The sequence below is a fragment of the Bradyrhizobium sp. LeoA1Lang genome, from assembly GCF_055413685.1.
On sequence record NZ_JBVAPG010000218.1, the window covers coordinates 1 to 10,808 of the forward strand.

Below are 10,808 nucleotides of genomic sequence, written 5' to 3' on the forward strand. Positions count from 1 at the left end.
GAGATACGGTCCCATTGCGTGTCGTTCAGAACGAGCCGATCCAGAACCCCCAAGGCTTCCTCCTAAAAGAAAGCCTTGAATCACGTTCCGTCTGATTTGAGAATCCCAAGAGTCCACACAGCCTAGCGCAAGTGACAAAATGGATTCCGGGCTCACGCTACGCGTGCCCCGGAATGACGGGCGGAGAGATTATCCCTTGCTGACGTCCCCTGCCTCCGCCTCGCTCCGCTCCAGCGAGACCGGCTCGAGCTGATAGCGCTTGATCAGCGGCATCTGGGTGACGGCAAACAGCATCGTCAGCGGCACCATGCCGAACACCTTGAAGGTGACCCAGAAATCGGTGCTCTGGGTGCGCCAGACGATCTCGTTCACCACGGCCATCGCCAGGAACCACAAAGCCCAGCGGAAGGTGAGGATGCGCCAGCCGTGCGGGGTGAGGTTGAACATCTGGTCGAACATGATCGCTATGAAGGAACGGCCGAACAGCAGGCCGCCGCCGAGGATCGCGGCGAACAGCGTGTAGACGATGGTCGGCTTCATCTTGATGAAGGTCTCGTCGTGCAGGATCAGCGTCAGCGTGCCGAACACGAGGACCACCACGGCCGTAACGATCGCCATCAGCGGCAGGTGCCGCGTCACCACGTAGGCCGCAATGATCGCGACCACCACGGCCACCATGAATACGCCGGTGGCCACGAACAGGTTCGACTTGGCATTGACAAAGAAGAAGATGAGCAGCGGACCAAGCTCGGTCGCGAGCTTGAACAGAGGATGCGGTGCTTTCTTGTCCATTACTACTCGATCCCTGCGATCGCCCTGGCGAAATCGCGCGCGGTGAAGGGGGCAAGATCATCGACGCCTTCGCCGACGCCGATGAAATGCACCGGCAATTTGTGCTTCTCCGACAGCGCCACGAGAATGCCGCCTCGCGCGGTGCCATCGAGCTTCGTCATCACGAGGCCGGTGACGCCAGCAGTACGGTGAAAGGCCTCGACCTGCGACAGCGCATTTTGTCCCACCGTGGCGTCAAGCACCAGGAGCACCGCATGCGGCGCCGTGGCATCGACCTTCCGGATCACGCGCACGACCTTTTCGAGCTCGTTCATCAATTCGGATTTGTTCTGCAGCCGGCCGGCGGTATCGATCAAGAGCACATCGAGCTTTTGCTCCTTGGCCGCGCTCAACGCATTGAAGGCGAGGCTTGCGGAATCCGAGCCTTGCGCGCCCGCGACGACGGGCGATTTCGTCCGTTCGCCCCAGATCTTGAGCTGCTCGATCGCGGCGGCACGGAAGGTGTCGCCGGCGGCCAGCATCACCTTGCGGCCTTCCGCTGAAAGCTTGGCCGCGAGCTTGCCGATGGTTGTGGTCTTGCCGGAGCCATTGACCCCGACCACGAGGATCACGAACGGCTTTTTCGCCGCATCGATCTCGAGCGGCTGGGCAACCGGCGCCAGCACTTTCTCGACCTCGGTCGCGACCACGGCCTTGACCTCGTCGGCCGAGACCTCCTTGTCGTAGCGCCCGGTGCCGACGGCTTCCGTGATGCGCACCGCGACGTCGGTCCCGAGATCGGCGCGCAGCAGCACATCCTCGATATCATCGAGCATGGCGCGGTCGAGCTTGCGCTTGGTGACGAGGCCGGCAACGGCAGCGCCGATCGAACTCGAGGTCCGCTTCAGCCCGTTGGAGAGCCTCTTCCACCAGCTCAGTTTGGGTGCAGTGGTATCGTTCATGGCAAGGGTGTGTTAGCCGTTTCGCCCCGCAAACGAAAGTCTCGACGCGTGAACGATGTTCCACAATTGACGCCGGCGGAAATCGAGGCCCGCGTGCTCCATCGCGACGGCCTGATGCTGGTGATCGACAAACCGGCGGGGATTCCGGTGCATCGCGGCCCAAAAGGCGGCCCCAATCTGGAAGCCTCGTTCGACGCGCTGCGTTTCGGCCTGCCGCGACCGCCGGTGCTCGCCCATCGGCTGGACCGGGACACCTCGGGCTGCCTCGTCCTTGGGCGGCACCGCAAAGCGACCGCCTCGCTCGGCCTACTGTTCAAGCACGGCAAGATATCAAAGACATATTGGGCCGTGGTCGAAGGCGTGCCTGCCGAAGAGCAAGGCACGATCGATCTGCCGCTCGGCCGCAAGAACGCCGAGCGCGGCTGGTGGCAGAAGCCGGACCCGGAAGGTCAAAAGGCCGTGACGAACTGGAAAATACTCGGCCGCGGCAACGGTCTCGCCTGGGTTGCGATGGAACCGGTCACCGGCCGCACCCATCAATTGCGCGTGCACGCGTCCGCCATGGGCTGGCCGATCGTCGGCGACAACATCTACGGCAACGGCCCGCGCTTCGGCGAACCGCGCCTGCATCTGCACTCGCGCGAACTCATGATTCCGATCTCGAAGAACAAGGACCCGGTGCGCGTGACGGCGCCGGCGCCCGAGCACATGCATGAGCGGCTACGGGCGTGCGGGTGGAATGGGGAGTAGCCACCGCACACGCCACCGTCATTATCCGCGAAGGCGGATGATCCAGTATTCCAGAGACGGTCGCGCTAGCACCGAGAGGCCGGCGCATACTGGATCGCCCGGTCGAGCCGGGCGATGACAGCGGGGGTTAAACCAGCAGCCGGGCCCCATCATCACCGGCGATCGCAAGCGCCTGCACCGCGCCCGGTGTTTCGCCGCTGATCGCGACCGGCAGGAAGTGCTCCGTGCGGCCCTGTTTGTCGCTTTCGATCAGGACCTGACGCGTCGTGCCGATTTCGGCCGCGAGCCGCTTGCGTAACGCCGCGTCCCCCACGGCGCGCAGTCGTCGCGCACGCTCCTTGATCTCACCACCAGCCACCTGCGGCATCCGCGCCGCCGGCGTGCCCGGACGCTTGGAATAGGGAAACACGTGTAAAAAGGTCAGATCGCACTCCTCGACCAAAGCTAGCGAGCGTGCAAACATCTCTTCGGTCTCGGTCGGGAAGCCCGCGATGATGTCGGCGCCGAACGCCACGTCTGGCCGTAGTCGCCGCACCTGCGCGCAGAACTCGATCGCGTCCCGCCGCGAATGCCGCCGCTTCATCCGCTTCAGGATCAGATCGTCGCCCGACTGCAGTGACAGATGCAGATGCGGCATCAGCCTGTTATCATCCGCGATGACATCGAGCAGGTCGCGGTCAGCCTCGATGGAATCGATCGAGGAAATGCGCAGCCGCTGCAACTCCGGCACATGCTTCAGGATCTGCCGGGTCAATGTGCCAAGCCTGGGCGTGCCCGGCAGGTCGGCGCCATAGCTGGTGAGGTCAACGCCGGTCAGGACGATCTCGACATGGCCACGTTCGACCAGCGCGCGGACCTGGTCGACCACCGCGCCCATCGGCACCGAACGCGAATTGCCTCGGCCGAACGGGATGATGCAGAAGGTGCAACGATGATCGCAGCCGTTCTGCACCTGCACGAACACCCGCGGCAGGCCCTTCTGAAAACCTTTGAGCAGATGCGGCGCCATCTCTCTGACCGCCATGATGTCGGCGACCGCGATCTTCTCACTCGTCGCGACGCCAAGGCCTGCGTCGAACACGGCTCGCGCATCGCGCCAGGCTGCGCTTTGCGTCTTCTCGTCATTGCCGATGACGCGATCGACCTCGGCCATCTCGGCGAACATCTGCGCTTGGGTCTGCGCCGCGCAGCCAGTGACGACGATGCGTGCTTCGGGGTGCTCACGTTTCAACCGGCGGATCGACTGGCGCGCCTGCGCCACCGCCTCGTTGGTGACCGCGCAGCTATTGATGACGATGGTATCGGCAAGACCCGCGTTCTCCGCCTCGTGCCGGATCAGCTCCGATTCGAACGCGTTCAGGCGGCAGCCGAAGGTGACGACGTCGATGGTCATCTCAGGTGACGCTGGCGCTGGCGAACAGCGCCGGATCGAAGCGGCCCTCATATTCGAAGCTCGCCGTCCCCGTCATCAGCACGTGGTCGTCGCGCTCGCGCCATTCGATCATGAGCTTGCCGCCGGGCAGCGTGATCTCGACGGTGCGACCCGCGCGCTTCAGCCGCGCCGCTGCCACCGCGGTCGCACAGGCCGCCGAGCCGCAGGCCTTGGTCAGGCCCGCCCCGCGCTCCCAGGTCCGGATCGTGATGTGATCGGGATCGACGATATGGGCGAGCGTGATGTTGGCGCGCTCCGGGAAGATTGGGTGATTTTCCAGAAGCGGCCCGAAGCGGGAAAGGTCATAGGCGTTGACGTCTTCGACCCAGAAGATCGCGTGCGGGTTGCCCATGCTGACAACCGAGGGCGAATGCAGGATCGGCGCATCGATCGGTCCGATCTGCAATTCGATATAGCGGGTGTCGCGAAACTCCTCGGCCAGCGGAATATCCTGCCAGCCGAATTTCGGCGGGCCCATGTCCACGGTGTAGAGATCGGGCGCAGGGCCCTGCCAGCAATTGAGCAGCCCGGCCCGGGTCTCGAAGGTAGCTGCCGTCTGCCCGGTCTTCTCGAACACACGGCGCACCACGCAGCGCATGCCGTTGCCGCAGGCGCCGGCTTCCGAGCCGTCATTGTTGTAGATCCTGATAAAGGCTTCCGTCCCCTGCAGCCGCGGCGGCTGCAGCACCATGAGCTGGTCGTAGGGCACGCCGGCTGGGGCTGCCACCGCGCGGGCGTCGTCCGGCGCCACCGCCGCCTTCGAATCGCGCATGTCGACCACGACGATCTCGTTGCCGATGCCGTTCATCTTGGCGAATGCGTGGTTGGCGAGCGCGCTCATGGAATTTCCCAATTTATGCCTGCCTTATATGGCGAATGAAGCCGAATTGGCCAGAGCATGATCCAGACCCCGGAGGCGGCGCTCGCGCAAAGCGACAGCGATTTTCCGAAAAAGATCCCGCTCGGACAGAAAGATGCAGCGGAATGATGTCGCGAAACGACGCTATTCATTCCGCACCCGCGGCCGCCCATGGCACAAGTGTCATGGGACGAAAGCGGAACTTGCGTGTTAGGACTATCGCGCCATGCGGACGTCAGCCGGGACGAAAAGGCGTCCGCTCGGGATGGGATGGAGAAGATCAAGATGATTCGATTCAATGGTTTCCGCGGCACCTTGGTCGCGCTGGTCCCGGTAGTCGCCATTGCCTGGGGCAGCGCGGCGCTGGCGCAAGCGCCGGCTCCAGCCGCCTCGCCTTCGCCGGCGCCTTCGGCCTCGCCGGTGCCGCCGGCACCAACCCCCTCTCCCGCGCCGCCGCCGGCCGAGACCAAATCACCGGCCGACACTCCGTCAGCCGCCCAGAGCCCGACGCCGCCCGCCTCCGCGCCGGTGCAGACCGCCGACCCCTTCGGTGAGGAGTTCACGCTGGAGCCGAAGAAGGTTGTCATGATGAAGGGCAACGCCAACTGGGATTCGGCCTTCGACGCCCTGATCGACTCGCTGAAGGCGCTGACGGCGGAGCTTGACAAGCAGAACATCAAGCCGACGGGCAATTCGATGATCGTCTATACCTCGACCGATGACACCGGCTTCACCTTCGTCGCGGAAATCCCTGTCGACCAGGAGGTGAAGAACCTCGGCAAGAACATGAGCATGGGCAACTCGCCCGACGGCAAGGCCCTGAAGTTCGTCCACCGCGGCTCCTACGACAACATGGACAACACCTACGAGGCGATCACCAACCACCTCGACGACAAGAAACTGGAGGCAAAAGACACCTTTATAGAAGAATACACCACCGATCCGCTGAAGACGGCGGAAGACAAGCTGGTGATCAACGTCTACGTACCCCTGAAGTGAAGTGAAGCGAATGAAACAGCTCGTTGCCCTCGCGGCGCTGGCGCTGGCGGCATCGCCTGCCCTGGCGCAGACAGTCCCGCCCCCCGCCATTTCCGTCAACGGCGAAGCCACGATCTCGGCCGCGCCCGACCAGGCCGAGATCGACGCCGGCGTGACCTCGGAAGCCAAGACCGCGCGCGAGGCGTCCGACATCAACAACGCCGCAATGGGCAAGGTGCTGCTGGCGCTGAAAGGCGCCGGCATCGATGAGAAGGACTACCAGACCTCGCGATTGTCGCTGCAGCCGCAATATCCGTCGGCGCAAAGCCGACCGGGGCCGGCAACGATTTCCGGCTATCGCGCCACCAATCGTGTGATCATCAAGGTGCGCGACATCGCCAAGATCGCGGGCCTGATCGATGTCCTGGTCGGCGCCGGCGCCAATGAGATCGGCGGGATCGGATTCCTGGTTTCGCAGGCCTCAAAACTGCTCGACGACGCACGCGAAAAGGCCATCGCCGACGCGCGCCGCAAGGCGGAAATCTACGCCAAGGCGGCCGGCGTAACGCTCGGCGATGCGCTCAGCATTTCGGAAGGCGGGCCGCCGACGCCCCTCTTCCGCGGCAAGATGGCCGCGCCAATGGCGGCAGCAGCTCCCGTTGCGCCGGGCGAGGAGACGCTGGCGGTCTCGGTGAACGTGTCCTGGGCGATCAAGCCGAAGCAGTAGCCGTCGTCAGATCTCAAACACCTGCCCCGGCTTCAGCACCGCGAATTTGTCCCGCGGCACTTCCGCCTGGTCCAGCGCCTCACCGAGCGCGATCGCCGGTGCATCGATGCCTTCATCGGTGAGCTGGAACGTGCCGTGGTGATGCGCCAGCGCCTGCGCGGCGCCGCAATCGGCCAGCGCCTTTACCGCATCGGCCGGGTTCATGTGCTGGTCGCGCATGAACCAGCGCGGCTCATAGGCGCCGATCGGCAGGATCGCGAGCCGCAGCGGGCCGTGCGCTTCGGCGACACGACGAAAATGCCCGCCGTCGCCATAGCCGGAATCGCAGACGATGTAGAGTTTGCCGACCGGCGTCTCCAGCACGAAACTCGCCCATAGCGCCTTGTTGCGGTCGAGCAGCCCACGCGCCGACCAGTGCCGCGTCGGCACCAGCGTCACGGCGAGGCCGTTGCCGAGTTCGACACGATCCTGCCAATCGAACGCTTCGGCTTTGATCGCGCGATCCGCCTCGCGCATGGCGACATCGTTGCCGAGCGGCGTGATCACGCGTGGCGAGAATTTGGCGGCGAGCTTCGAGAGCGTCGCGACGTCGAGATGGTCGTAATGGCCGTGCGACACCAGCACGACATCGATCTCGGGCAACGCCTCGAAGGCGATGCCGGGATCGTTGTGCCGCTTCGGTCCCGCCCAGGAGAACGGCGAGGCGCGCATCGACCACACCGGGTCGACCAATATGTTGAGGCCAGCGACCTGGATCAGCCAGCTCGCATGGCCGACAAAGGACAGCCGCACCTTGTCGCCCTCGACCCGCGGCGGCGGCGTATCGGCGTGGGGACTGGGCACCCAGTCGGGCCAGTCCACGCGCTTCCGTTCGCCGCCAAATTGCCAGCGCAGCACCTCGCCGAGCGACTTCGGCGGCGCGCCGTCCGGATCGAAGAAGCGCAAACCATCGAAATGATCGGAGACGGGGCCGTCATATGTCTTCATGCGGGTCATCCAAACCGACGGCACGCCGATCACGGCGGCGGCGCCGGCGAACAGTGCAAAGATGCGGCGGCGGGTGATGGGCACGGGGCTGTATCACGGGTAGTGGGGCGTTGGAATTTATATGGCACCGAGCGCGCAAATCGGAACCCATAATCGAAACATAAGTATTTTCATGTCGTTATGGGTTCAATTCGGATCACCTCACCCGACTTTTCCTTGACTTTCGGCGCCCGCGGGGGTTTAACGCCGCCACTTTCTCGGAAAGATCGTTCTTTTCGACCCGCCGACCGGCCCTCGAGACCGGAGGCCAACGCCCGACAGCGCTGTGCGCCCTCGGGCGCGAAAGTGTTTGGAAGACCGGCTTTGGAACATCATCTTGGCGTTCTGCGTCGGGACACCCAGGTTGTCATCACCCGCGAAAGCGGGTGATCCAGTAACCGGCGGCGTCTGTTTGATGCGATGTCCCGGCGTACTGGATACCCCGCTTTCGCGGGGTATGACGGCAAGTGACTGAGGTGCCTGCGGGCGCAACAAAGGACAACGGCATTGTTCGACAATCTGTCGGAAAAGCTTGGTGGCATCCTTGATCGGCTGACGGGGCGCGGTGCGCTCACCGAGAAAGATGTCGACGCCGCGATGCGCGAAGTGCGCCGCGCGCTGCTCGAGGCCGACGTCGCGCTCGAGGTTGTCAGGAGTTTTATCGACCGCGTGCGTGAGCAGGCGGTCGGCGCCACCGTCGTCAAGTCGGTCACCCCCGGCCAGATGGTGGTCAAGATCGTCCATGACGAGCTGGTCGCGACCCTCGGCTCCGATGGCCAGACCATCGACCTCAACACGGTGCCGCCGGTTCCGATCATGATGGTCGGCCTGCAGGGTTCCGGTAAAACCACGACCACCGCCAAACTCGCCCGCCGCATGGTCCAGCGCGACAAGCGCAAGGTGCTGATGGCGTCGCTCGACGTCTACCGTCCGGCGGCGATGGAGCAATTGGCCGTGCTCGGCCGCGACCTCGACATTCCGACGCTGCCGATCGTCGCCGGCCAGAAGCCGCCGCAGATCGCGCGCCGCGCGATCGAGGCCGGCAAGCTCGGCGGTTACGACGTCGTGCTGCTCGACACCGCCGGCCGCACCACGCTCGACGAAGAGATGATGACGGAAGCGGCCGAGATCAAAGCGGTCGCCAATCCGCATGAAGTGCTCCTGGTCGCGGACTCCCTGACCGGCCAGGACGCTGTCAATCTCGCGCGCTCGTTCGACCAGCGCGTCGGGCTGACCGGCATCGTGCTGACGCGCGTCGACGGCGACGGCCGCGGCGGCGCCGCGCTGTCGATGCGCGCGGTCACCGGTAAGCCGATCAAGCTGATCGGCACCGGCGAAAAGACCGACGCGCTGGAGGACTTCCATCCGAGCCGCATCGCCGGCCGCATCCTCGGCATGGGCGACGTGGTGTCGCTGGTCGAGCGTGCCGCGGCCAATATCGATGCCGAGAAGGCCGCGCGCACCGCCGAGCGGATGCGCAAGGGTCAGTTCGACCTCAACGACATGCGCGAGCAGCTTACGCAGATGGCGAATATGGGCGGCATCAGCGGCCTGATGGGCATGATGCCCGGCGTCGCCAAGATGAAGAACCAGATCGCCGCCGCCGGGATCGACGACAAGATCCTGAAGCGCCAGGTCGCGATCATCGATTCGATGACGCGGCAGGAGCGCAAGACCCCGGATATCCTGAAAGCCAGCCGCAAGAAGCGCATCGCCGCCGGCGCCGGCCAGAACGTCGAGCAGGTGAACAAGCTGCTCAAGATGCATCGGAACATGTCCGACATGATGAAGGCCATGGGTTCGGGCAAGCGCGGCCCGCTCGCCGGCATCGCGCAGGCGATGGGCTTTGGCGGCGGCATGAAGCCGCCTTCGCCGGAAGAGATGAAGGCGTTGGCCGAGAAGATGCAGGGCGCGCCCGGTGGCGGCCTGCCAAACCTGCCGAAAGACCTTCCCGTCAGCCTGCGCCAGGGCCTGCCCAATCTGCCGGGGCTCACCGGCCTCAGCGGCAAGCCGACACTGCCGGGCCTCGGCGGCCCGCCGGGGAAGAAGAAATGAGGAAGCTCGCTCCTCTCTCCATTCGTCATTCCGGGGCGCCGCGCAGCGGCGAGCCCGGAATCCATTTCACCGCTTGCATCCGTGGCCGGATGGATTCCGGGCTCGCTTCGCGCCCCGGAATAACGGGCTAATTCATCAACATCCAAATCAAACCACTTATCAGGAGAACCAAATGTCTGTCGTTATCCGTCTTGCGCGCGCCGGCACCAAGAAGCGTCCGGTCTATCACGTCGTCGTCGCCGACTCGCGCTTTCCGCGCGACGGCCGCTTCATCGAGCGGCTCGGCCACTTCAATCCGCTGCTGCCGAAGGACAGCGAGGCGCGGCTGAAGCTCGACATGGACAAGGTCAAGGCCTGGCTCGCCAAGGGCGCGCAGCCGTCGGACCGTGTCACCCGCTTCCTCGATGCGGCCGGCATCGTGAAGCGCGCGCCGCGCAACAACCCGGAGAAGGCCGTGCCGCGCAAGGAGCGCAAGGCGCAGGCCGAAGCCGCCGCGAAGGCGTAAGCTTTCAGGCGCACGACGGTGCCCGCACCGGTTTGCGTCGCTCGGATCGGCGCTGCGCATGGCGTGCGCGGCGCCGTTAAGCTTTGGACCTTCACCGAAGATCCGCTGGCCGTGAAGCATTACGGCCCGCTCCTCACCAAGGATGGCGCACGCCAGTTCGAGGTGGCGCATGTCCGCGAGGCCAAGGACCATCTGGTCGCGACGTTCAAGGGCGTATCCACGCGCGAAGAGGCCGAGCGGCTGAACGGCCTCGAGCTCTATGTTCCGCGCGAACGATTGCCGGAAACGGACGACGACGAATACTACCACGCCGATCTGATCGGCCTTGCCGCGGTGACGACCGCCGACCAGCCGCTCGGCAAGGTCGTCGCGATCCATAATTTCGGCGCCGGCGACATCATCGAAATCGCGCCCCCGCAAGGCGCGACCATGATGCTGCCGTTCACCAATGCGGCGGTGCCGACCGTCGATCTCGCCGGCGGACGGGTGATCGTCGAACCGCCTGAAGAGATTGGGGGCGAGGAACCCTCCCCGAGTCGTCCCCGCGAAAGCGGGGACCCATAACCACAGGCGTTTGTTGTTGCATCGGCAGGCGCCTAGACTGACCACACCACAAACATTTGTGGTTGATGGGGTGGACGGCCCCCTACGGCATCAGTTGTGCCAGAATGAGGTTGTCGAAATCTCAAACGAGGGAGCCGTCCGTGACGCAGATTATCCGCATTGGAATGGATACGTCGAAG

The 10,808-nt window shown here is 64.6% G+C and carries 11 protein-coding genes; 6 read left to right on the forward strand and 5 right to left on the reverse strand.

Annotation, left to right across the window (positions count from 1 at the left end):
• Positions 1 to 189 precede the first annotated feature (189 nt).
• Both ACZYOF_RS39095 and ftsY read right to left on the reverse strand, forming a co-directional pair.
• Entirely contained in the window at positions 190 to 792 is a 603-nt protein-coding gene (locus ACZYOF_RS39095) for a septation protein A (protein WP_130579834.1), read from the reverse strand.
• A 2-nt stretch (positions 793 to 794) separates the two neighbouring features.
• The gene (gene ftsY, locus ACZYOF_RS39100; RefSeq protein WP_463719083.1) at positions 795 to 1,733 is read right to left on the reverse strand and encodes a signal recognition particle-docking protein FtsY; all 939 of its coding nucleotides are present in this window, start codon (positions 1,731 to 1,733) and stop codon (positions 795 to 797) included.
• A 48-nt stretch (positions 1,734 to 1,781) separates the two neighbouring features.
• On the opposite strand from ftsY, the gene ACZYOF_RS39105 reads away from it, so the two are divergent.
• On the forward strand, positions 1,782 to 2,483 hold the full coding sequence (locus ACZYOF_RS39105) for an RluA family pseudouridine synthase (RefSeq protein WP_463719084.1): 702 nt from the start codon (positions 1,782 to 1,784) through the stop codon (positions 2,481 to 2,483).
• 127 nt (positions 2,484 to 2,610) lie between these two features.
• On the opposite strand, the gene mtaB is transcribed toward ACZYOF_RS39105, so the two are convergent.
• Positions 2,611 to 3,876, reverse strand: coding sequence for a tRNA (N(6)-L-threonylcarbamoyladenosine(37)-C(2))-methylthiotransferase MtaB (gene mtaB, locus ACZYOF_RS39110; RefSeq protein WP_463719085.1), 1,266 nt, complete (start codon positions 3,874 to 3,876; stop codon positions 2,611 to 2,613).
• Position 3,877: 1 nt separating this feature from the next.
• Positions 3,878 to 4,756: a diaminopimelate epimerase gene (dapF, locus tag ACZYOF_RS39115; RefSeq protein ID WP_463719086.1), complete on the reverse strand. Its 879-nt coding sequence runs from the start codon at positions 4,754 to 4,756 to the stop codon at positions 3,878 to 3,880.
• Between the two features lie 303 nt (positions 4,757 to 5,059).
• Here dapF and ACZYOF_RS39120 point away from each other — a divergent pair, with 303 nt between their 5' ends.
• A complete protein-coding gene (locus tag ACZYOF_RS39120; protein ID WP_282528771.1) occupies positions 5,060 to 5,773 on the forward strand; it encodes a GyrI-like domain-containing protein in 714 nt (237 codons plus the stop codon).
• A 10-nt stretch (positions 5,774 to 5,783) separates the two neighbouring features.
• On the forward strand, positions 5,784 to 6,479 hold the full coding sequence (locus ACZYOF_RS39125; protein WP_130581202.1) for an SIMPL domain-containing protein: 696 nt from the start codon (positions 5,784 to 5,786) through the stop codon (positions 6,477 to 6,479).
• A 6-nt stretch (positions 6,480 to 6,485) separates the two neighbouring features.
• On the opposite strand, the gene ACZYOF_RS39130 is transcribed toward ACZYOF_RS39125, so the two are convergent.
• Entirely contained in the window at positions 6,486 to 7,550 is a 1,065-nt protein-coding gene (locus tag ACZYOF_RS39130; protein WP_394569236.1) for an MBL fold metallo-hydrolase, read from the reverse strand.
• A 462-nt stretch (positions 7,551 to 8,012) separates the two neighbouring features.
• Here ACZYOF_RS39130 and ffh point away from each other — a divergent pair, with 462 nt between their 5' ends.
• The 3 genes from ffh to rimM all read left to right on the forward strand — a co-directional run bounded on the left by ffh (position 8,013) and on the right by rimM (position 10,629).
• A complete protein-coding gene (gene ffh, locus ACZYOF_RS39135; RefSeq protein ID WP_463719087.1) occupies positions 8,013 to 9,560 on the forward strand; it encodes a signal recognition particle protein in 1,548 nt (515 codons plus the stop codon).
• Positions 9,561 to 9,732: 172 nt separating this feature from the next.
• A complete protein-coding gene (gene rpsP, locus ACZYOF_RS39140) occupies positions 9,733 to 10,065 on the forward strand; it encodes a 30S ribosomal protein S16 (protein WP_463719088.1) in 333 nt (110 codons plus the stop codon).
• A gap of 18 nt (positions 10,066 to 10,083) precedes the next feature.
• The gene (gene rimM, locus ACZYOF_RS39145; RefSeq protein WP_463719089.1) at positions 10,084 to 10,629 is read left to right on the forward strand and encodes a ribosome maturation factor RimM; all 546 of its coding nucleotides are present in this window, start codon (positions 10,084 to 10,086) and stop codon (positions 10,627 to 10,629) included.
• Positions 10,630 to 10,808: the final 179 nt, after the last annotated feature.

What these genes read in the sequence shown, in the direction of transcription:
- dapF (WP_463719086.1), bottom strand. Translation starts at nt 4,756, where the DNA reads ATGAGCGCGCTCGCCAACCACGCATTCGCCAAGATGAACGGCATCGGC.
- ACZYOF_RS39125 (WP_130581202.1), top strand. Translation starts at nt 5,784, where the DNA reads ATGAAACAGCTCGTTGCCCTCGCGGCGCTGGCGCTGGCGGCATCGCCT.
- ACZYOF_RS39120 (WP_282528771.1), top strand. Translation starts at nt 5,060, where the DNA reads ATGATTCGATTCAATGGTTTCCGCGGCACCTTGGTCGCGCTGGTCCCG.
- ftsY (WP_463719083.1), bottom strand. Translation starts at nt 1,733, where the DNA reads ATGAACGATACCACTGCACCCAAACTGAGCTGGTGGAAGAGGCTCTCC.
- rpsP (WP_463719088.1), top strand. Translation starts at nt 9,733, where the DNA reads ATGTCTGTCGTTATCCGTCTTGCGCGCGCCGGCACCAAGAAGCGTCCG.
- mtaB (WP_463719085.1), bottom strand. Translation starts at nt 3,876, where the DNA reads ATGACCATCGACGTCGTCACCTTCGGCTGCCGCCTGAACGCGTTCGAA.
- ACZYOF_RS39095 (WP_130579834.1), bottom strand. Translation starts at nt 792, where the DNA reads ATGGACAAGAAAGCACCGCATCCTCTGTTCAAGCTCGCGACCGAGCTT.